The organism is Chryseobacterium culicis (assembly GCF_900108365.1).
GTDB lineage: Bacteria > Bacteroidota > Bacteroidia > Flavobacteriales > Weeksellaceae > Chryseobacterium > Chryseobacterium culicis.
The window spans coordinates 131,756-152,058 of record NZ_FNWQ01000003.1 but is presented as its reverse complement, the minus strand read 5'-3'; the positions used below and the strand labels follow the sequence as shown (position 1 = coordinate 152,058).

General features: G+C 38.7%; 19 protein-coding genes, 4 tRNA genes and 1 riboswitch. Of the genes, 14 read left to right on the top strand and 9 right to left on the bottom strand.

The features are described from left to right. Positions 1 to 21: 21 nt before the first annotated feature. The 13 genes from BLW74_RS12445 to BLW74_RS12385 all read left to right on the top strand — a co-directional run bounded on the left by BLW74_RS12445 (position 22) and on the right by BLW74_RS12385 (position 15,323). Positions 22 to 2,004, top strand: coding sequence for a heavy metal translocating P-type ATPase (locus BLW74_RS12445; RefSeq protein ID WP_089692738.1), 1,983 nt, complete (start codon positions 22 to 24; stop codon positions 2,002 to 2,004). A gap of 558 nt (positions 2,005 to 2,562) precedes the next feature. After that, a complete protein-coding gene (locus tag BLW74_RS12440) occupies positions 2,563 to 2,898 on the top strand; it encodes a hypothetical protein (protein ID WP_227413278.1) in 336 nt (111 codons plus the stop codon). 190 nt (positions 2,899 to 3,088) lie between these two features. Then, positions 3,089 to 3,364, top strand: a complete 276-nt coding sequence (locus BLW74_RS12435; RefSeq protein WP_185116360.1) for a YHS domain-containing protein — start codon at positions 3,089 to 3,091, stop codon at positions 3,362 to 3,364. Further along, entirely contained in the window at positions 3,351 to 4,028 is a 678-nt protein-coding gene (locus BLW74_RS12430) for an SCO family protein (protein ID WP_089692736.1), read from the top strand. Before BLW74_RS12435 ends, BLW74_RS12430 begins: the two co-directional genes overlap by 14 nt. Before the next feature lie 170 nt (positions 4,029 to 4,198). Then, on the top strand, positions 4,199 to 4,873 hold the full coding sequence (locus BLW74_RS12425; protein WP_089693562.1) for a superoxide dismutase: 675 nt from the start codon (positions 4,199 to 4,201) through the stop codon (positions 4,871 to 4,873). Between the two features lie 4 nt (positions 4,874 to 4,877). Then, a complete protein-coding gene (locus tag BLW74_RS12420; RefSeq protein WP_227413277.1) occupies positions 4,878 to 5,246 on the top strand; it encodes a hypothetical protein in 369 nt (122 codons plus the stop codon). Positions 5,247 to 5,443: 197 nt separating this feature from the next. After that, positions 5,444 to 6,274: an MbnP family protein gene (locus tag BLW74_RS12415; protein ID WP_089692734.1), complete on the top strand. Its 831-nt coding sequence runs from the start codon at positions 5,444 to 5,446 to the stop codon at positions 6,272 to 6,274. Beyond that, positions 6,267 to 7,316, top strand: coding sequence for a cytochrome-c peroxidase (locus tag BLW74_RS12410; protein ID WP_089692733.1), 1,050 nt, complete (start codon positions 6,267 to 6,269; stop codon positions 7,314 to 7,316). Before BLW74_RS12415 ends, BLW74_RS12410 begins: the two co-directional genes overlap by 8 nt. Positions 7,317 to 7,328: 12 nt before the next feature. Then, a complete protein-coding gene (locus tag BLW74_RS12405; RefSeq protein WP_089692732.1) occupies positions 7,329 to 8,276 on the top strand; it encodes a transporter in 948 nt (315 codons plus the stop codon). Between the two features lie 92 nt (positions 8,277 to 8,368). Next, positions 8,369 to 8,553, top strand: a riboswitch (cobalamin riboswitch). Between the two features lie 110 nt (positions 8,554 to 8,663). After that, the gene (locus BLW74_RS12400) at positions 8,664 to 10,697 is read left to right on the top strand and encodes a TonB-dependent receptor plug domain-containing protein (RefSeq protein ID WP_089692731.1); all 2,034 of its coding nucleotides are present in this window, start codon (positions 8,664 to 8,666) and stop codon (positions 10,695 to 10,697) included. After that, positions 10,694 to 11,827: a YncE family protein gene (locus BLW74_RS12395; RefSeq protein ID WP_089692730.1), complete on the top strand. Its 1,134-nt coding sequence runs from the start codon at positions 10,694 to 10,696 to the stop codon at positions 11,825 to 11,827. The genes BLW74_RS12400 and BLW74_RS12395 overlap by 4 nt, the downstream gene beginning before the upstream one ends. Before the next feature lie 14 nt (positions 11,828 to 11,841). Then, complete coding sequence (locus BLW74_RS12390) at positions 11,842 to 13,035, top strand: cell surface protein (RefSeq protein ID WP_089692729.1); 1,194 nt, start codon at positions 11,842 to 11,844, stop codon at positions 13,033 to 13,035. Positions 13,036 to 13,064: 29 nt separating this feature from the next. Continuing rightward, on the top strand, positions 13,065 to 15,323 hold the full coding sequence (locus BLW74_RS12385) for a DUF5074 domain-containing protein (protein ID WP_089692728.1): 2,259 nt from the start codon (positions 13,065 to 13,067) through the stop codon (positions 15,321 to 15,323). 167 nt (positions 15,324 to 15,490) lie between these two features. Here the strand turns inward: BLW74_RS12385 and BLW74_RS12380 are convergent, their stop codons facing one another. From BLW74_RS12380 to BLW74_RS12345, 8 genes are all read right to left on the bottom strand, one after another. Next, on the bottom strand, positions 15,491 to 16,279 hold the full coding sequence (locus BLW74_RS12380; protein ID WP_089692727.1) for a T9SS type A sorting domain-containing protein: 789 nt from the start codon (positions 16,277 to 16,279) through the stop codon (positions 15,491 to 15,493). Positions 16,280 to 16,501: 222 nt separating this feature from the next. Further along, positions 16,502 to 17,275, bottom strand: coding sequence for a T9SS type A sorting domain-containing protein (locus BLW74_RS12375; protein WP_089692726.1), 774 nt, complete (start codon positions 17,273 to 17,275; stop codon positions 16,502 to 16,504). A gap of 350 nt (positions 17,276 to 17,625) precedes the next feature. Then, positions 17,626 to 17,697, bottom strand: a tRNA-Glu gene (locus tag BLW74_RS12370). A 63-nt stretch (positions 17,698 to 17,760) separates the two neighbouring features. Next, positions 17,761 to 17,832: transfer RNA gene (locus BLW74_RS12365), tRNA-Glu, on the bottom strand. Positions 17,833 to 17,914: 82 nt separating this feature from the next. Beyond that, positions 17,915 to 17,986, bottom strand: a tRNA-Glu gene (locus BLW74_RS12360). 10 nt (positions 17,987 to 17,996) lie between these two features. After that, complete coding sequence (rpsT, locus tag BLW74_RS12355) at positions 17,997 to 18,251, bottom strand: 30S ribosomal protein S20 (protein WP_002983073.1); 255 nt, start codon at positions 18,249 to 18,251, stop codon at positions 17,997 to 17,999. Positions 18,252 to 18,317: 66 nt separating this feature from the next. Further along, positions 18,318 to 18,638: a hypothetical protein gene (locus BLW74_RS12350; RefSeq protein ID WP_089692725.1), complete on the bottom strand. Its 321-nt coding sequence runs from the start codon at positions 18,636 to 18,638 to the stop codon at positions 18,318 to 18,320. A gap of 466 nt (positions 18,639 to 19,104) precedes the next feature. Beyond that, positions 19,105 to 19,707 (bottom strand): NADPH-dependent F420 reductase, encoded by a 603-nt coding sequence (locus BLW74_RS12345; RefSeq protein ID WP_089692724.1) that lies wholly within the window; start codon positions 19,705 to 19,707, stop codon positions 19,105 to 19,107. An 81-nt stretch (positions 19,708 to 19,788) separates the two neighbouring features. On the opposite strand from BLW74_RS12345, the gene BLW74_RS12340 reads away from it, so the two are divergent. After that, positions 19,789 to 20,145 carry a winged helix-turn-helix transcriptional regulator gene (locus tag BLW74_RS12340; protein ID WP_089692723.1) on the top strand — a complete coding sequence of 119 codons (357 nt, stop codon included), beginning with the start codon at positions 19,789 to 19,791 and terminating at the stop codon, positions 20,143 to 20,145. 51 nt (positions 20,146 to 20,196) lie between these two features. Here the strand turns inward: BLW74_RS12340 and BLW74_RS12335 are convergent. Next, positions 20,197 to 20,268, bottom strand: a tRNA-Glu gene (locus BLW74_RS12335). Positions 20,269 to 20,303: the final 35 nt, after the last annotated feature.

Genomic DNA, 20,303 nt, shown 5'->3' with positions numbered 1-20,303 from the left:
ATTTGTTAAAAAAAGTAAGTTATGGAAAAATGCTGTAGTACAAATCCCCAAAAGCCTGATACAAAAGGGCACAAACATAATCATGCAGAAGGAGACGGACATGACCATGACGGGCATGATCACTCTCACGACTCCGGAGACCAGACGGCCTTTCAGATGTTTCTTCCGGCTATTATATCCTTTATGATCTTATTAGCAGGAATTGCTTTTGACAACTATATAAAACCCGCATGGTTTACGGGCTGGGTACGTCTGGTATGGTATCTGGCGGCTTATATTCCGGTAGGATTTCCGGTGTTGAAAGATGCCTGTAAAAGTATCATCAAAGGAGACGTGTTTTCAGAATTCTTTCTGATGAGTATAGCAACAATCGGCGCTTTTGCCATAGGAGAATATCCTGAAGGAGTAGCCGTGATGCTGTTTTATGCCGTAGGAGAAGTATTCCAGTCTATGGCGGTTACCAGAGCCAAAGGAAACATAAAAGCGTTGTTGGATCAGCGTCCTGATGAGGTAACGGTTATGGAAAATAATCAGCCAAAGACAATGAAAGCCAAAGAAGCTAAAATTGGAGATATCATTCAGCTGAAACCCGGAGAAAAGCTGGCGCTGGACGGAGAACTTCTTTCAGATTCAGCTTCATTCAATACCGCAGCTTTAACAGGAGAAAGTAAACCTGATACCAAAAATAAAGGTGAAATAGTCCTTGCAGGAATGATCAATATGAACAGTATTGCTTTAGTAAAAGTAAATACAGCCTATGAAGACAGCAAGCTGAGTAAAATTCTCGAATTGGTTCAGAATGCTACAGCTCAAAAAGCACCTACAGAATTATTCATCAGAAAATTTGCAAAAGTATATACTCCCATCGTCGTATTTCTTGCCATAGGAATCTGTTTACTGCCTTATTTCTTTGTAAACGATTATCAGTTCAGAGACTGGCTGTACAGAGCATTGATTTTTCTTGTGATATCTTGTCCTTGTGCCCTTGTTATTTCAATTCCGTTAGGATACTTTGGTGGAATTGGTGCCGCCAGCCGAAACGGAATTTTATTCAAAGGAAGTAATTTCCTGGACAGCATTGCAGAGATTCAGAATGTAGTGATGGACAAGACAGGAACCATGACAGAAGGCGTTTTCAAAGTTCAGGAAGTCAGTATGAGTCCTGAATTTAAAAAAGAAGAAATCCTTCAGATGGTTAATGCCTTAGAAAGCAAAAGCACCCATCCGGTGGCAACGGCTATTCACAATTATGTAGGAGATATCAATCACAACATTCCTTTGGAAAATGTAGAAGAGATAGCTGGTCACGGATTGAAAGCGACTATTAACGGAAAAGAACTTTTGGTAGGGAACTTTAAACTGATGGATAAATTCAACATCAGTTATGATCTCAATCATGCCAATATTGTGTATACAGTGATTGCAGTAGCATATGACAAAAAGTTTGCAGGATATATCACGATTGCAGACAGTATAAAAGAAGATGCCAAAGAAACAGTAGACAAACTGCATTCAATGAATGTTAAGGCAACAATGCTAAGCGGTGATAAAAGTACCGTTGTAAAATATGTAGCAGATCAGCTGGGTATTGACAATGCCTTCGGTGATTTGCTGCCTGAAGATAAAGTAAATAAGGTTAAAGAAATAAAATCCCGAAATCAAACTGTAGCTTTCGTAGGAGACGGAGTAAATGATGCCCCTGTAGTAGCCTTAAGTGATGTAGGAATTGCAATGGGAGGCTTAGGAAGTGATGCAACTATTGAAACTGCAGATGTCGTAATTCAGGATGATAAGCCTAGTAAGATCCCAATGGCGATCAATATTGGAAAACAGACGAAAAAGATCGTCTGGCAGAATATCGTTCTTGCCTTCGCGGTAAAAGCTGTGGTGCTGATTCTGGGAGCAGGAGGACTTGCAACGATGTGGGAAGCCGTTTTTGCCGATGTAGGTGTTGCATTGCTGGCTATTTTAAATGCAGTAAGAATTCAGAGAATGAAATTTTAAAAAGTACATAATAAACACAACTCAATTATATTCAATGAAAGCTCTGCTGATCATCAGTGGAGCTTTTGTTCTACATTACACGTCATGCAGCCATTCTGTATAAATCCATAAATGATACACACAGTTTGTCAGTCCGTAGGAATCTCTACAAAAAACAAATCTTTCCTAATTAATAGATAAATGAAACCAGCATTGCAATTTTATCGGAGATAAAATCTTTGCGCCTTAAAACAGTAAGCATTAAAAAAACTTCCGGCTTCGCGATTTCCAACAAAACAAGACATTTTAAAAAACAAAAAGCTCTGCCAAAGACATTAGCAAAGCTTTTATTAACAAGATTAAACTTTTATATAAAGAACTAAGTTTTGGTTAGGTCTTAAGTTTGAATCAAAGTTCGGGATAAAATGATTCCGTTGATAGGCACAGTTTTGAGTTTTTTGTGGGTAACAGTACTCAGTCATAATGACATTCATCATAAATACATCATAAAACAGTTTTGAAGTAGTATATTTGTAACAGAGAAAAAAACCGTTGAAGGTATTCATTTCCATATTTATCATGTTTACTGTTGCAATACGTCCCGTTTTGCCATTGGTAAATTATGCCGTAAACTATGATTATATTGTGAAAAACCTCTGCGAGAACAGAAATGTACCTCAATCAACATGTAAAGGAAAATGCTATGTGGAAAAAGAGCTGGCGAAAACCGAAAAACAGTCCAGTAGCTCTCCAACCATAAAGATCGCAGGGCTGGATGTTTTTGTTTCTCATGACATCCTTTCTTTCATCTCTCATTTTAACCCGGAATCCTTTTCCGAAATTCCGGATTCCAGTTACTTTAATTCGCATTCCTCAGAATATTTTTCAAGAATATTCCATCCGCCATTAGCTTAATTTTTCGATAAACTATATTTTTAGTTGAATAATAAAGGTTCCCGCAGCTTTTATCAATGAGCTATTAGGATACAATTGGACTTTTTTAAGACTTACAGAGACACTTTTTCATAAAGTGAATGCTGTGTTTTTAGACTGTGTATTGTATCATAACTTAATTTAACATTATTAATTTCAATTTAACATTAAAATGAAATCTCCTATTATTTTGACTGCCATGCTGTCAATATCATTACTGTCGTGTGCCAAAGAAACCCCACAGGTAAAGCATGCAAGCCATATGGACTCTTCCGGAAAAAATATGGAAAACGTAAAGGTGGTGAATGAAATAGATCCCGTCTGTCATATGAAAACCGCCGGATCTGTTAAAGATACCGCGGTGTATAAAAATAAAACGTACGGTTTTTGCAGTGTCTCCTGCAAAGGTGAATTCAAAAAAAGTCCCGAGAAATATGCCCAAAAATAAAAAGACCAATAATAAAAGTAAAGTGATCATACCTATTGCGGTATTTGCATTGCTTTTTCTGGGAATCGGGGTAGGAATGGGGTATTTTAAAAAGAACCTCTATACCGTAATGAAAGTTCCGGATTTTGAGCTTACCGATCAGAACGGTAAAAAAATCACCAATAAAGATATGTTGGGAAAAGTATATCTCGTAGAGTTTTTCTTCAGCAGATGCCCTACCATATGCCCGGTAATGAATACCAATATGAAGGCTATTCAGAACCAGGTTAATGATCCCGGTTTCGGGATCATCTCCATCAGTATTGATCCGGAAAATGATACTCCCGCAGCCCTGAAAGAACATGCAGAGAGAATAGGGGCAAAGTCCCCAAACTGGCATTTCCTGACCGGAGACCGCACCTATATTGGTGATCTTGCAGATCAATTTAATATCTACGTTGGGGATAAGGAAGATGAAGGAGAAAGCCTGAACCACAGCGGAATGATTGCCCTGGTTGATAAGGAGGGAAATATCCGCTGCAGGTATAATAAAGAAAATATGCCCATTCTCTATTATTCAGGATTAAACTATGATGATCCGGAAGGGAAAAACCCAAGGCTAAACGGAAAATACCACCCGGACAGAGAAATCCTGATTGAGGATATTAAGAAATTATTGAAATAGGGAAGTGGGAAGCTGGATGTTTGAAGCAGGAAGTTATTCCAGACGTTGAAGTACCGGCGATTTTTGAGATAGAGATGAAGAAGTTATGTTATGACATTAATGGCTTCCATCCTCCATCTCCCATCTTCCAGCCTGATAGAAAATATTGTTCAACCATAAACAAAAACGTTATGAAGATTATGAAAATAGCTGCCTTAAGTGCAGTTTTCGCGGCTCAGTTTGCATTGGCTCAGTTTAAGCAGACACCTCTGCCTTATGCTTATAATGCTTTGGAAGGGAATATTGATGCCCAGACCATGGAAATTCATTATTCAAAACATGCAGCAGCCTATGTAGCCAACCTGAATAAAGCAATTGCAGGAACTCCCCAGGAAAAAGAAACGTTGTTTCAGATTCTTTCCAATGTTTCAAAACTGCCAGCCGCAGTGAGAAATAATGCAGGAGGACATTACAACCACGAGCTGTTCTGGACTGTTCTTACGCCTCAGAAAAATACACAGCCTTCAGCAAAGCTGGCCAAGGCAATTAATGAAACCTTTGGAAGCATGGATGCTTTTAAAGAAAAGATGGCGAAAGCCGGAGCAGACCGTTTCGGATCAGGATGGGCCTGGCTTTCTGTGGATAAAAGCGGAAAACTGTTCGTTTCTTCTACTCCTAACCAGGACAATCCTCTGATGGATGTAGTGGAAGAAAAAGGAACACCTATCTTCGGAATTGATGTCTGGGAACACGCTTATTATTTAAAATATCAGAATAAAAGAGCAGATTATCTCAGCGCCATCTGGAATGTTACCAACTGGAAAGAAATCAGCAGAAGATATGACGAAGCTGTAAGCAAGAAATAATCTGATGAAATTATTTTACAGCATACTTTTTACTTTTTATATGGTGCTAAGGCCTTTGGTACCATTGGTAGAGTATGCTGTAAATTATGATTACATCGTAAAAGTTCTCTGTATCAATAAAAACAGGCCGGAAATTCACTGTAACGGAAAATGTTACCTGAGTAAAGAACTGGCCAAAACGAATGATTCAGAATCTTCACCTTTTCAGAAACTCAAAAATTCAGGACAGAAAATCCTTGATATCTACATTCTGCCGGAAACCACAGAGATCCGCACTCCTGAAAAACGACCGTTTTTCAATTTCAATTTTACCTATGAAACAGCCTATTCTTTTCTGTTTCTTACCCACATTTTCAAACCACCGGTTTTTTAAGTTAACAATCACAATCTTACCCATAAAAGTGGTAAAAGCTGTCAGTTAAAAATCAAAAGTTTTTAAGCCGCTTAGTCATGCTTTTTGTGCAAATAATACAACACTTAAATGAGTTAAGTGAAGGATTTTTGTGCCTTTTATGAAGAAAATAAGCGGTTACAGCAATTCAACTAAAATTCAACTTAAAAAAATCAACAATGAAAATTTCTCAATTGTTATCACCATTCTTTATTGCCTTTACTTTATTCTCTTTCGTAGCCTGTGAAAGCAGCAGGGATAACGAAAATCCGCAGGATACCACCTACGGAAAACTTCAGATCAAATTTGAAAACGGATTTAATAATGTAGGAGATATTGTTTTGAATCAAACGGTTCAGACCTCTTCAAACGGACAGAAACATAATTTTTCTGCCTTGAAATACGTCATCAGTAACATCTCCCTGATAGACGAGAACGGAAACGAATTTAAATACAATGAAAACAATCCTGATAAAGGCGCTTTCATCGTAGATCAGGCAGATGCGGTTGCCGGAATTATCTATCTCAATCTGGATGGCATCCCAAAAAACAATTATAAGAAAATAAAATTTGGGTTGGGAATCAGCCAGAAAGCCTATTTATTAGGACAGGACGGACAGGCAGAATTCTGGACAAAAGCCAAGCAGAAAGGAATGTCTTGGTCATGGGCAGCCGGTTATATCTTCGTGAAACTGGAAGGAAAATATGGCTCGGATACGCCATCTAAAGAATTTATGAACCATACCGGAAATATGGGAAATACGGCAGCCAATAATACCGCGGATCTTTACCGTGAAATCACATTAAACCTACCGACAACAGCAAGAGTAACGGGGCAAATCCGTCCTTCTGTTCATATTCTTGCAGATCTGAACCAGTTTCTGAGTGGAGACCAACCGCTTACACTTACAACGGCCAATGACATGTTGATGGGCTCCAACCAGCACCTGGCAGATGTTACCAACAACCTTACAAAAATGTTTAAAGTAGATCACGTTCACAATGATTAATTTTTTTGTTAAAACGATATTGGTTCTGCTGATATTTCTGTTGAGTTGTATTTCCTGTTCTGATGAGGTGATTCAGCCGCTGGAAAAAGATGAAGCTTACAATCTGCAGTTTCCTTCTTATTTTCCTGAAATGACTTTTGATAAAGCAGCTAATCCAGTAACAAAAAACGGAGTGGAACTGGGACGGAAATTATTTTATGAAGGAAGACTTTCAAGAAACAATACCATTTCATGCGGTTTCTGTCATATTCAGGAAAATGCCTTTACCCATCACGGGCATACCGTAAGCCACGGTGTTGACGACAGAATCGGAATCAGAAATGCACCACCCATACAGAATATGGCTTTTTTAAAAAGATATATGTGGGATGGTGTCATTCACAATCTTAATGATCAGCCCATTAGCCCCATTACAGACGTTAATGAAATGGACAGCTCGATACCGGAAGCTATTTCAAAGATAAAAGATGACCAGAAGTATAAAAAACTCTTCAGAGAAGCCTATGGAGATGAAACCATTACCGGAGAAAGAATTCTGAAAGCATTATCACAGTTTATGGCTTCTTTAATTTCTGCAGATTCAAAGTATGACAGATTCAGACAGGGAAAGGAACAGTTAACTTCAGCAGAATCCCAGGGAATGGCTTTGTTCGGACAGAAATGCGCATCCTGTCATAGTGGAGAACTGTTCACTGATCAAAGCTTTAGAAACACAGGAATGTATTACAGCACAGAATTCAAGGATGCCGGACGCTATAGAGTGACCCTTAATCAGGCAGACTGGATGAAATTCCGGGTTCCAAGTCTGAGAAATGTAGAATATACCGCTCCTTACATGCATGACGGAAGGTTTTACACCCTGGAGGCAGTGCTTAATTTCTATTCGGATCAGGTAGAAGATAATGACAATCTTGATCCGCAGCTGAAACAAAACGGACATGTGGGAATTGCCATGAACAGTCAGGAAAAGCAGTCGATCATCGCATTCCTGAAGACATTATCAGACAAAAATTTTATATCCAATCCAAAATTTGCAGAATAATTGATAGACAACATGAAGAAGATTATAGTGATACTAAGTTTAGCCTTAACGGGCCAGATTCAGGCAAAGGCCATCAGAGACAGTGCGTATACTGCTCCGGAAACCTTGAGCAGAGTAGATTTTGATGATGATTGTGATGCGTGCGGCTGTGCGGCAGGAAACGGATCTTCAGGGTTTGAGTCTTTGCTGAACCCACAGTTTATCGGAATCAAATACTTTGCCCAGCATTATAAAGCCAAGGAAAATTTATTCGTTAAAGACCTTACACAGGATCAGTATTTCAATACCCTTCAGCTTTGGGGAAAAATTCCACTGACAAAAAAGCTGAGCGTTTATGCAAGCCTGCCCTTCCATTTCCATGAGAAGAAAACCCTGCAGGGAGATATCAAAATCAATGGAATAGGAGACCTGAACCTGATGGGAATTTACCAGCTGATGAGCTCTGAAGATAATTTTCACCACCTGAGCGGTGGTTTAGGCGTGAAAATTCCGCTAGGGAAATTTGATGAAAAAGGTGCATCGGGTGTTAATCCGAGCTTTCAGCTGGGAACCGGAAGCTGGGACTATCAGGCCGCTTTAAATTATAAATTTCAGAAAAATAAAGTAGCCGTATTGGTTAATACAGATTACACGGTTAAAACGGAGAATAAGAAAAACTACCGCTTTGGAAATCAATGGAATTATGCAGCAACAGGCTTTTATCAGGTTGCAGGAAGTGAAAAATCTATTTTTTCTGTAAAAACGGGGATTCAGGGAGAAGTATATGCCCAGAATAAACAATTTGATGAAGCACTGCCCAATACCGCAGGAAGTGCTTTGTACGGGAAACTGGGATTTGAAGCCTCTTATAAAAAGCTGAGCCTGGGAAGTGAACTCATGCTTCCTGTGTATACGCATCTGGCAGGCGGAGATATTGAAGCCAAATCGAGATTCAGTATTTTTCTGAATATTGGGATCTAAAGTGAAACCCTTATTGCAGTCATGTTAAAGCTCCTTCGGGAGCTTTAATTGTTTATAAATCATGATTTTAGTTGGGGGTTAGGAATAATTTTTTATCTTTGCCGGAATTTGGTGAGCCGTAAAAAGCTCTTAAAAGGGAATCCGGTGAGAATCCGGAACAGACCCGCTGCTGTAAGCTCCACACCAAAGTTTTTGAAGAATATATCCACTGTTTTTTAATGGGAAGGATTTCAAAAATGGAGTAAGTCAGAAGACCTGCCAGATAAATAATCGTTTGACGCTTTCGTGGAATAAAGCTTAGGACATCAATGATTCTGTGCAGTGACCGCTGTGCTTTGTCGTTGTATTCTTATATCCATTAGCGTCTTCATGATACTAAATGAGCTAATGGCGGCAAAACTAACTACTTCGACACTTCAAAAAGCTGTTTTCACAATACTGGTGATCACATCTCAACTTTTGTCTTCCCAAACTAAGAAAAAAGACAGTCTTAAAGAAGAGACCATTAAAGGAATTAATCTTTACAAAAAGAATTTTAAAGAAATCCTTCCTGCACAAACCCTGCAGGGAGAACAGCTGGAAAGACTGAACAGTCAATCTGTTGCAGATGCACTGAGGTATTTTTCAGGAGTGCAGATCAAAGACTATGGAGGATTGGGAGGTTTAAAAACCATTAATATCAGAAGTATGGGAAGCCAGCATGTAGGTGTTTTCTATGATGGAATTCAACTGGGGAATGCTCAAAACGGACTGGTAGACCTGGGAAGGTACTCTTTGGACGATCTGGAAGAAATATCATTGTATAACGGCCAGAAAAGTGAAATTTTTCAACCGGCAAAAGACTTCGGATCCTCAGGATCTATCTATTTACAGCCAAAAACTCCTGTGTTTAAAGGAACAAGAAAAACCAATTTGGTTATAAGAGCAAAAAGTGCATCCATTGATCTTTTCAATCCGTCATTCCGTCTGGAACACAAGATTTCAGACAGAGTTTCTGCCAGCTTCAGCGGAGAGTTTATGCAGAGTGACGGAATTTACAGATTTCGGTATGCAAAGAAATATCCTGATGGCCAGCAGGCGTATGATACCATTGCAAAGAGACAGGATTCAGATATCAAAGCAAAACGTTTTGAAACCTCTCTCAATGGAACTCTGAATAACGGAAGCTGGAATATAAGAGGATACGGATATATTTCAGACCGTGGAATGCCGGCACCCATTGTCAATGGACGTTTCGGAGGAAGAGGAGCAAGACTTTCCGATGAAAATTATTTTGTGCAGGCCAATCTGAGGAAAAAACTGTTCCCGAAATTTGAAACCCAGCTGAAAGCAAAATTTGCCTACGATTATACCCATTTTATAGACACGGTTCGTTCGCAGTCTATCATTCATACGGATAATACATATATTCAAAGAGAACTTTATCTCTCATCATCCAATATCTATTCAATCACGCCCGATTGGGATGTCAGTCTAAGCGGAGATTTTCAATACAATAATTTAGACGCCAATCTGGATAACTTTTCTTATCCTACGCGTTACACCACATTGGTAGCACTGGCAACAACATACCAGTGGAACAGGTTCAAAATTCTTGGAAGCCTTTTGGGAACTTTTACATTCGAGGAAGTGAGAAAAAACAAAAGACCGGGAGATGCCAGAGAGTGGACCCCTGCTGTATTTATGAGCTATCAGCCGGAAATCATTCCGGAACTTACTCTGAGAGCTTTTTATAAAAGAATTTTCAGGCTTCCAACCTTTAATGACCTGTATTACACGAATATCGGAAACACGTACCTGAAACCGGAATTCACCAGTCAGTATGATGTAGGATTTACTTATCAGAAGAATTATACCAACCGTTTCTTTAAAACCTTTTATGCTAAAGCAGACGGATATTACAATAAAGTACAGGACAAAATTGTAGCAGCTCCTAACGGAAGCATGTTCCGATGGCTGATGATGAATCTTGGAATGGTTGAGATTATAGGTGCTGATGTAAATGTGCAGACTGAGTTTCAGCTGGGAAAAGTTACTCTCAGACCGCTGCTTTCCTACACTTATCAGAGTGCAAGAGACATGAGCGATCCTGAAGACACCTTCTACCGCAATCAGATTCCCTACACCCCATGGCATAGCGGCTCTTTCAGCCTGATGGCTGATTATAAAGACTGGAGCTTCAACTACAGTGCAATGTATGTAGGAGAAAGATATGATGTGAACCAGGACAATATTCAGTACAATTATGTGCAGCCCTGGTATACCCACGATCTGTCCGTTCAGAAAAAATTCAACTGGGCGAATCATCAGTTCAAGGTAAGCCTCGAGATGAATAATATTTTCAATCAGTATTATGATGTTGTCATTAATTATCCAATGCCCGGAAGAAACTTTAAACTTATTCTAAACTTCACCCTATGAGAAAACTAAACTTCTATTTTTTATTCCTTGTCTTAGCTTTTCTTACATCATGCCGTACGGATGATATTATCGTCCGTCAGGAAGTGGTAGAAGGTCTTCCCTCAGAAAACACGGCTATAAAAGGTTTTTATATGCTGAATGAAGGAAATATGGGAAGTAATAAATGCACCCTGGATTTTTTTGATTACACCAAAGGAACCTATTTCCGGAACATCTACGCAGAAATTAATCCCAATGTGGTTAAAGAACTGGGAGATGTGGGAAATGATATTAAAGTATATGGGAGCAAACTCTATATCGTGGTCAATGTTTCCAATAAGATTGAAGTACTGGACGCCAAAACCGCGAAGCGTATTACTTCCATTCCGTTACAAAACTGCAGGTATTTAGCCTTTAAAGGGGGAAAAGCTTATGCCAGCAGCTATGCCGGCCCTGTAGCGATCAACCCGAAAGCGCCAAAAGGAAAAGTAGTGGAAATTGATACAACATCTCTTTCCATCCAGCGTGAAGCAGTAGTAGGATATCAGCCTGAAGAAATAGAGATTGTAGGAAATAAGCTATTTGTGGCCAATTCCGGAGGATATAAAGCTCCCGATTATGACAATACCATTTCCGTCGTTGACCTGAACACTTTTACGGAAATCAAAAAAATAGAAGTTGCCATCAATCTTCATCATCTTAAAAAAGACAATTACGGAGATCTGTATGTAACATCAAGAGGAGATTATTATAATATCCCTTCCAGTCTTTATTTAATAGATGCAGCTACCGGAAGCGTGAAGAAAAATTTCAATCTCTCTGTGAGCGAAATGACCATCGTGAATGATAAACTCTATTTCTACGGCAATGAATTCAATTACAATACCCACAGCTATAAAAAATCATTTGGAATGATTGACGTAAAAACAGAAGAGATCATCGCCAACAGAATTTTTGATAAAGAGTATGAAGATGCCATTAAAACTCCTTACGGAATTGCAGTAAATCCTATTACGGAAGATATTTATATGACAGATGCCAGAAATTATGTATCAATGGGATTTGTCTATTGCTTTGATAAAAACGGGCACTTCAAATGGAAAACAGAAGGCGGAAATATCCCAGCCCACTTCGCTTTTTTATACAAATAACCCAACTTTAAGAAATGAACAGAAATACCTTTACTTATTTGAAAACGGGAATTTTATCATGTTTCCTGATGAGTGTCATAGCCTGTAAACATGATGATGATGAAGAGTTTACATTCAACGGCCTCGATGATTCCTATACCATTGAGCGTTTCAAGGTGCTGAGTATTCCTACTCATGCTTCCGGATCGGTTGTGTGGAGTATTAATGATTCCATTATCTCTCAAAATGCAGAACTTGAATTTATCAGCCCAAAAGCCGATGCGTACCCTTTAACCTTAAAGATTAGCAATAAAGGAAACGAACAGGTTTTTCATTCCAAAATCATCGTTACCAAAGAAAAAACACCTTACAGCAAATACATTTCCAAAGTCCTGGAGTTCCGGCCGGCAATAGGACAGTTTATGAACGAAATACCCGAATATTTGCCAGGAAATACCAGCGCTGCTATGCTTCAGAAAGCCAATGAATCTCTGGTGGGAGGAAATTCTACCATGATCAGTCTGGGAGGATATGGAGGATACGTGGTTTTTGGCTTTGACCATACCATTCCCAATCTCAATGGGCGTGATTTTAAAGTGCTGGGAAATGCATTCTTTGGAAATGATGCTGCTGACCAACGTTCAGGATCATGTGAGCCGGGAATTATTATGGTAGCCTATGACCGAAACAAAAACGGTAAACCCGATACTGATGAATGGTATGAAATTGCCGGCAGTGAATATTTCAAAAACACCACAATAAAAGACTACAGCATCACCTATCATAAGCCTGATGAAAATAAAACCCCGGTACCCGGAACTGAATTCTGGCAGACCGATGTAGAATATATAAAATGGAATGACAATCTGGGAAATCAGGGCTTTAAAACAAAAAATACTTTTCACGTGCAAAGCTACTATCCTTTATGGTTTACAGAGCCATCGTACAGCTTCTCAGGAACCAGGCTGGCCAATAATTTTGTGGATCAGAGCGGAGACGGATCCTATTGGGTAGGAAAATCCTACGAGTACGGGTATGCAGATAATGCTCCGAATACAGATGAGGCTTCCAATATTGATATTTCATGGGCGGTAGACAGAAACGGAAAATATGTGAAGCTTCCCGGGGTCGATTTTATGAAGATCTATACAGGAGTTAATCAGGAAGCGGGATGGCTGGGAGAAGTTTCTACAGAAGTAGCGGGAGCTTATGATTTACATTTCAAATAATAATTCAATCTAATTTAAATTTATAAAAAATGAAAAAGTTTTATCTTTTTATCATGCTTTTTCTGTTTGCATGCCTGTCAAATGCACAGATAAAAGTCCAGGGAGTGCCCAGAAATGATATTTCAGGGACCAGTAAGCTTAATACCACTGCAATCAGCTTTTCTGATATTCAGTATTGGGTAGGATCGGGAGCCAATCAGGCTGCTTTCGTAGTACAGTGGAACGACAGTAAAAATCCGGATGCTATGGTCTGGGGATTCAAGTGGGACGGAAATGCCACAGGGGAAGATATGCTGAAAGCGATTGCTAAAGCAGACCACAGACTCTATACTTTGCTGTATCAGGGAACCCAGTTTGGATCAGCAGTCGGCGGAATAGGGTTTGATCTTAACGGGCAGAACACCAACGCACTGATCAAAAGCGGAAATACTACTTATCCGTTATATCCGGTGAATGGTTTTGTGAATACCAACGCTTATGATTTTGACAGCTATACCATTGTAGATGCTGCCAACGATCACTGGCAATCCGGATGGACTGTGAACGGATATTGGGCCTATTGGGTAAAGAATCCTGCTGATGCTGACTTTGGATATTCTAACGTAGGAGCTTCTTCACGGGTATTGGAAAACGGTTCATGGGATGTCTGGAACTTTAATGTAGGATTTAATGAAACTCCAGTTTCTTCTACACTTACTCCGGTTTCACCCTATGTAGCTTCTACTAACTTTACGAATGGTTATTTCATGGTGAACGAAGAATGGTTTGGCCATACCAACGGTTCTGTGAATTTCATTGACAATAATGGTCAGATCAATTATAGAGTATACAGTAATGCCAACAATAATCAGGCTTTCGGAGCGACTACACAATACGGAACGATCTACGGAGATAAATTTTATTTTGTGTCAAAACAGGCCGCCGACGGAGGAGATACCCAATATACTCCGGGAGGAAGACTTGTTGTAGCGAATGCACAGACCATGCAGAAAATTGCTGGATTCAACAACATCGGAGGTGGTGACGGAAGATCGTTTGTGGGCGTAAATGAGCACAAAGGATACATTGGAACTTCTACAGGAATCGTTCTGTTCAATATTGACAATTTACAGGTAGGTACTCTGATTGCCGGAACAGGCGGAACCGGACAGATCGGAAACATGATCCGTACCTCTCAATATGTGTTTGCAGTGAAGCAGGGAGCAGGTATTTTAGTAATTGACCCTGCTACAGATACAGTTGTAACCACTATCGCCGGAGGTTTCTACTCCGTTGCCCAGGCTAAGGACGGAAGTGTATGGGGCATTCAGGATCAAAAACTGATCAGCATTAATCCTACTACTTTTGCTACGCAGATTTATAATATCCCGACAACAAAATACTTTGGTGACTGGGGAGCCTGGAATGCAGGAAGATTTTCAGCGAGCAATAAAGAAAATGCACTATACTGGATCAATTCAATAAACAGCTTTAGCTCAGGAACACAGATTGTAAGATTTGATGTAACCACAAAGACATTCAACGAAAACTTCGCTGTCATTCCTGGTCAAACAGGACAGTTTAAACAGATTCCTTACGGTGCTGCACTTCGTGTAAACCCGGTTACAGGGGAATTGGTTCTGAATACCACAGAAAGCGGATACGGAGCACACTACCAGAAAAACTGGATTCATACCTACGATATGACCGGAGCGCTTATCAATACCAAAACATTAAATGATTACTATTGGTTCCCGTCACTAACGGTATTTACAAACAATTCAGTTCCTGTTGTAAGCAATGTTCTTCCTTCACAGATTACCGCGGGAAGTACAACGGCAATTGATCTGAAATCAATCGTTTCTGATGCAGATAATATGGCTGTGTCTGTAGTGAAATCCATAAAATCAAACAGCAATCCTACAGCCGTTTCTGTCTCTATCAATAATAATGACGAATTAGTTCTTACCCCTCTTACGACTGGAACCTCCGATATCGTGATCGGATTTAACTCCAATGGAAAACTGGTAGAAAAGACTATTACCGTAAACACTACGGCTTCAACATTAGCCACTGCTGAGGTGAAAAAACTGGAATTTGGTGTTTATCCAAATCCTGTTGTTGACTTCCTTACCATCAAAACACAGGAAAAAATTCAGAATGTTTCTATGTACGATGCTTCAGGAAGAGCAGTCAATGTACAGCTGAACAACGGACAGATCAATGTAAGTGCACTTCCAAAAGGTATCTACATTTTGAAAGCAGTTACAGATAAAGCGGTATATCAGCAAAAAGTAATTAAAAACTAATACGGTTTAGATCGTAATCTTGTTAATCTGATCCTGGCCAGCTTTGGTCAGGATTTTTTTATGATTTGAAAGAAGAGATTCAAAATGATAAGATTGCTGAAATGAATTCTATAAAAAACCCGGCAAGCCTAAAAGGCTTGCCGGGTTTGATTTGCTATATATCGTTTCTATTTGATGATCACCTTCTTAGAGTACGTTTTCCCTTCTTTTGTCTGAAGTTTCATGATGTATACTCCTTGTGGCTGTTGGGTGTTAAAAGTATGGGAAGTAAGCTTGGAACGGAATACCTCTTTTCCTGAAGTATTGGTTAAAGTAACCTCTGAACCCTCTGCCGCAACATTTTTGTCAAGAGTAAACAATCCGTCCTGGCTGTGAGCCATAAAATTGATGAATGGATCTTTGTATTGGTAAGCATAATAGACTCTAAGCTCCCCACCGATATTTAATAATCCTGAATTCACATTAATTTTGATGCGGTCGAATGGAATGTTCATAGTCATCTCAATTTCACCTTTGCTCGGATCTGTATCTCCCAGTTTGATAAGCTTTGTAGAAAGGCTCTGATAATCGTTATTGGAAACATCTCCATTAAATGTTTCGATAGATACACCTCCTAATAACTGAGCAGAAAGAGGAGTCCCGTTTGATCCAATCGCGAGAACAAGCTTGTTGGTATTGTTCGCGATGTTAGTGGTAGGGAAGATTAGCGTCTGTTCGGTTCTTGCCAGAAGGCCCACAGAAACCTGCAGAGTAGAGTAGTCGTTCTCATTGCTTCCTACTGCATTTTGAGGATTCAAGACACCGCAGCCTAAGCATACACCAAGTACCTGGTTGGTTTGGCTGCTTGCGTAGGTTTTTACAATCTGTGCTGAGGACATTGCGCTCGTTAAAAATAGGAATGATGCCAAAATCGCTGCTCTCATAGTGCGTTGGCGAAGTAATAAATAAGTTTTCATATGTAGAAAATTTTGGTTTTTTTAGCTTTATGTAAATTTATAAATAAAAAGATTATGTTACTTAATTTATTTCATAATTATGTGATTTGTTAATAATTTATTGATATTTATAATTATGATTTTGTTATTTTTAATAAGTGTTTTTTATATTCACCTGAAAACGAATGCAAAAAAATACGGCAGACCTTTATGAATCTGCCGTACTATTACTTTATAGTTTACTTATTTTATCATAATCTTTTTAGAATATGTTTTACCTTCCCTGGTTTGTACATTCATGATGTAAATCCCTTCAGGCTGTTTAGGTTCAAAAGTATTAGAATTGACTGTAGATCGGAATACTTCCTTGCCAGAAGTGTTATACAAAGTAATCTCGGAACCTTCTACAGGAACGTTTCCTCCAAGAGTTACCTGTCCGTTCTGGCTGTGAGCCATAATACTTGCTAACGGATCCTGGTAAGCATAATAAATTCTGAATCCGCCTCCAAGGCTTAATACTCCTCCGGTTAAACCGATTCTTATTCCATCATAAGGCTTTGCTGGCTTAAACTCTACAGTTCCTCTGTTTGGAGTTGCCCCCAGCTTAAGGAGGCTTACATCTATCGTTCTGCGGTCGTCATTAGAGGTTCCTCCGTTCATGGTTTCAAGGGTTACTCCACTTAGTAATTGTACGGATAACGGGATGTTGTCTGTTCCGATTCCTACCACAAGCCTGGTGTCTGCCCTCAAGTCAGGGAAAGTCAGTGTCTGCTGAATTCCTCCCAGTAAAGCTGTTCCAAGAACCATTGTTGAGTAATCATCCTCATTGAATCCAACAGCATTCTGTGGATTGTCTACACGGCATCCAAGGCAGGCTACTCCAAATACTCCTGAACTTTGAGCGTGTGCATAAATTCTGTTTTGTGCAAAAGATAAAGTGGTGGATGAAAACAGGAATAAAGCCATACATCCAGCCTTGAAAGAGAATTTTTTTCCCAGAGGTAAATTAATTTTCATGTTATATATTTTTTGAATTAATAGTTTTAGCCAAATTTAAGGATTAAAAGGACAATGAAAAAATAATATTTCCATTATTGGTGATATTTTTAATGAAAATTTAATATGATTTGATCACGGACTTGCCATTTTTCCTTGGTTATTTATTTTAATCAAAAAATAAGCTCTGAAGAATAAAGATGGAATAAGAAAGGGTAGGAGAGAATTTTTTCCCTTTAAATGAAGCCTAAGTGCTAATAATTCTTGTCCTGCTTCAGTAAAAGCATAGCAAAAGGATATATTAGTTAGACTGCCAGGCAGAAATTAGAAATATAGAAACAAAAAAAAGGACTTTCGAAAAAGTCCTTTTGTAGCCCGTAGGGGAATCGAACCCCTCTTACCAGAATGAAAATCTGAGGTCCTAACCGATAGACGAACGGGCCCTCTATCTTCCATTACCGAAGTAATGTGTTAGATTTTGTTTTTATAAGTATCAACTCTTAATGTAGCCCGTAGGGGAATCGAACCCCTCTTACCAGAATGAAAATCTGAGGTCCTAACCGATAGACGAACGGGCCGGTTAGATTTATTTAAATATAGCTTTTTCTACAGTGATCTTTATAAAACCACCGTTGTTACAGTGGTCTTATAAGATGTAAGTAGCCCGTAGGGGAATCGAACCCCTCTTACCAGAATGAAAATCTGAGGTCCTAACCGATAGACGAACGGGCCAGCTATATTATTACGCTAATTTATTAACGTGCTTTGTCAATTTGCTTTTCAAGTTAGCAGCTTTGTTCTTGTGGATAATGTTTTTCTTAGCTAATTTATCCAATAAAGCGATAACTTTTGGCAGTTGTTCTGTAGCAGCAGCTTTGTTCTCTTCATTTCTTAAAGCTTTTAAAGCTGTTCTAGCAGTCTTGTGGTAATATCTGTTACGAAGTCTTCTAGTTTCGTTTTGTCTGATTCTCTTTAGTGCTGATTTATGATTTGCCATATCGTTTAAATGTGAGTGCAAAACTATAAACTTTTTTTAAAACTACCAAATTTATTTTCAAAAATTTTAATTTTCTTCTGAAAGGTACTTTCTAAGCTTATCTATTGCTTGTTCTATTTTTAAATTTTCCTGTTCTTTATCTATTTTTTTGATCGTATTTCCGAGCATGATCAGTGCATTGTTCCATTCCCCAGTAGTGTTGGTGAAAGTGAGTTCGTCAATTGTTACTTCAAAAGCAACCCTTTCTCCAGTCCGGTAAAGCCTGAAACTGATTTTATCATCTTTGCCTGTAATCCCGTCTTCATTGATTTTTAAATCATAACTTTTTGGGTTAGAGTGGATTTTCTTAAAAAGCAATTGTGCTTCTTGTATTTTTAAATCCGGCATGATATAAAATTTGATAGCCTGTAGACAACTACAAACATGATTAATAAATAATATTTTTCATCGGTGTGACCATATTTGTGAGATCAATTATGGTTAAAAATTTTTGCAAATATAATGCTTTTGTCACATATAAGGAAAACGGAATCGGGATTTAAAATAAAATAAAACAGTACGGCTGTTTATTTCTCGTACAATTGCTTTAGTGTTTTGGTGTAATTAGTGCAGATAATTAATACGTTAGGAATATTTATTTTTGATTCGATGCTCATTGTAAATCGGAAAGTTTAAAGATAAAAATGAATATATCTCACCACTTTTCCGGTCAAAGTGATGAGATAATGGTCTGCCTTTTTTCAGACATGGATCATGTAAGCCATTGGCTTATCCACTCAGAATATTCTAAAATCTGGTTACGGTATGTTTTCCTTCTTATCAAATGTTTCCTGAAAAAGGAAAAGCTTCCTTATTATGATTTCCGTTGTAAATAAGCAAAGCCTGTATCTGTTCCTCTACCCGCTGTAGCAATTGCAATGTTTAGATGAGCAATAGCTTCGAGGTATCTTGCGTTTTTGATGCCGCCCACGATCATTCCCTCAAAACCAATATTGTCCGCAAGAGTTTTTATAATACCAGCTGCTTCCGAATCGTCGGATGCAATTAATGCAGTTAACTTATGTCCGCCTATTGATTGTTTCTCAGTTGTCATAACATCTGCGAAAATGGTATTGAATGCTTTTACTACTTTGCTTTCAGGCAGAAGACGGGCGGTTTGTTCCCCGCTGCTGTCGTCTCCTAAAAAGATGGGCGACCAATCTTCGGGATTAATGGCGTTAGTAATGTCTATTACAATCTTGCCTTTCAATCTGCTTTTATTTGTTGTGAGAACTTCATCCATTGCGAAATACGGAATCGCAAAACAGACAATGTCTCCCCATTCACAAGCCTCTGCAACAGATAGCTGGTCTCCATTTGGACGAGGAGTTCCATACTTTACAAGATACCCGGATTTTACAAATAATCCCCCAAGATTTGATGCTACATTTCCTGCACCAATAAAACTGATGTTCATACTATTTTATTTAATTGTACAGCAAAATTGTATATTTGCATAGTAATAACCAAATGGTGAGCAACTAATAAAAAAGTAAGTATGAGAAAAAAAGCATCTACAAACTTTGAAAACGAAAGATTTTTAGAATTCAACTGCCCTTTTATAACCACCCTTAGATTTATTGGAAAGCGCTGGAAGCCTGCAGTACTTTGGAAAATTAATGAGGGTATCATTAGATTTAATCAATTGAAGAAAGTACTCCCTTATATTAGTGACAAAATGCTTTCGGATACAATTGCTGAATTAGAATCGGATGGAGTGATCCGGAAAGAGATTTTTGATGAAATTCCATTACGTGTCGAGTATCAGTTAACAGAATTTGGAAAAGGTCTTTTGCCCGTTTTAGAAGCAATGGATCAATGGGGAGGGAAAACCATTCAGGAAATTAGGTCATAGGATATATTATAAAAAATCCCTGAATCTTACTGATCAGGGATTGTTTTTTTGTAGCCTATAGGGGAATCGAACCCCTGTTGCAAGAATGAAAATCTTGAGTCCTGACCACTAGACGAATAGGCCAAATTTTGAGGTTGCAAAGGTAATAATTAACTCTT

Bases quoted from the DNA above. Each gene is read 5' to 3' on its own strand.
- BLW74_RS12445 (WP_089692738.1), top strand. From the start codon at position 22: ATGGAAAAATGCTGTAGTACAAATCCCCAAAAGCCTGATACAAAAGGG.
- BLW74_RS12440 (WP_227413278.1), top strand. From the start codon at position 2,563: ATGTTTACTGTTGCAATACGTCCCGTTTTGCCATTGGTAAATTATGCC.
- BLW74_RS12435 (WP_185116360.1), top strand. From the start codon at position 3,089: ATGAAATCTCCTATTATTTTGACTGCCATGCTGTCAATATCATTACTG.
- BLW74_RS12430 (WP_089692736.1), top strand. From the start codon at position 3,351: ATGCCCAAAAATAAAAAGACCAATAATAAAAGTAAAGTGATCATACCT.
- BLW74_RS12425 (WP_089693562.1), top strand. From the start codon at position 4,199: ATGAAGATTATGAAAATAGCTGCCTTAAGTGCAGTTTTCGCGGCTCAG.
- BLW74_RS12420 (WP_227413277.1), top strand. From the start codon at position 4,878: ATGAAATTATTTTACAGCATACTTTTTACTTTTTATATGGTGCTAAGG.
- BLW74_RS12415 (WP_089692734.1), top strand. From the start codon at position 5,444: ATGAAAATTTCTCAATTGTTATCACCATTCTTTATTGCCTTTACTTTA.
- BLW74_RS12410 (WP_089692733.1), top strand. From the start codon at position 6,267: ATGATTAATTTTTTTGTTAAAACGATATTGGTTCTGCTGATATTTCTG.
- BLW74_RS12405 (WP_089692732.1), top strand. From the start codon at position 7,329: ATGAAGAAGATTATAGTGATACTAAGTTTAGCCTTAACGGGCCAGATT.
- BLW74_RS12400 (WP_089692731.1), top strand. From the start codon at position 8,664: ATGGCGGCAAAACTAACTACTTCGACACTTCAAAAAGCTGTTTTCACA.
- BLW74_RS12395 (WP_089692730.1), top strand. From the start codon at position 10,694: ATGAGAAAACTAAACTTCTATTTTTTATTCCTTGTCTTAGCTTTTCTT.
- BLW74_RS12390 (WP_089692729.1), top strand. From the start codon at position 11,842: ATGAACAGAAATACCTTTACTTATTTGAAAACGGGAATTTTATCATGT.
- BLW74_RS12385 (WP_089692728.1), top strand. From the start codon at position 13,065: ATGAAAAAGTTTTATCTTTTTATCATGCTTTTTCTGTTTGCATGCCTG.
- BLW74_RS12380 (WP_089692727.1), bottom strand. From the start codon at position 16,279: ATGAAAACTTATTTATTACTTCGCCAACGCACTATGAGAGCAGCGATT.
- BLW74_RS12375 (WP_089692726.1), bottom strand. From the start codon at position 17,275: ATGAAAATTAATTTACCTCTGGGAAAAAAATTCTCTTTCAAGGCTGGA.
- rpsT (WP_002983073.1), bottom strand. From the start codon at position 18,251: ATGGCAAATCATAAATCAGCACTAAAGAGAATCAGACAAAACGAAACT.
- BLW74_RS12350 (WP_089692725.1), bottom strand. From the start codon at position 18,638: ATGCCGGATTTAAAAATACAAGAAGCACAATTGCTTTTTAAGAAAATC.
- BLW74_RS12345 (WP_089692724.1), bottom strand. From the start codon at position 19,707: ATGAACATCAGTTTTATTGGTGCAGGAAATGTAGCATCAAATCTTGGG.
- BLW74_RS12340 (WP_089692723.1), top strand. From the start codon at position 19,789: ATGAGAAAAAAAGCATCTACAAACTTTGAAAACGAAAGATTTTTAGAA.